Raw genomic sequence first — 281 nt, 5'->3', positions numbered from 1 at the left:
AGAGAAAACAAAAGTGATTTCCTAAGTAGCGGCGAGCGAACGGGAATTAGCCCAAACCATAATTGTTTAGGCAATTATGGGGTTGTAGGACTTGTATAATCAAATAGAAACGAAGTAGAACGCTTTGGAAAGAGCGACCATAGACGGTGATAGTCCGGTATACGTAAGGTTCTGTGCGAGACGAGTATCCTGAGTAGTGCGGGACACGAGAAATCCTGTATGAATCTGGCGGGACCATCCGTTAAGGCTAAATACTCCTGAGAGACCGATAGTGAACCAGT

The 281-nt window shown here is 45.2% G+C and carries 1 rRNA gene; it reads left to right on the top strand.

Going from position 1 to position 281, the window contains the following annotated elements:
• Nucleotides 1-281 (top strand): 23S ribosomal RNA (locus tag FNN09_RS21025); the annotation flags it as partial.

It is taken from the genome of Carboxylicivirga sp. M1479, assembly GCF_007097485.1.
Taxonomy (GTDB): domain Bacteria; phylum Bacteroidota; class Bacteroidia; order Bacteroidales; family Marinilabiliaceae; genus Carboxylicivirga.
This window is presented reverse-complemented; position numbering and strand designations above follow the sequence as displayed.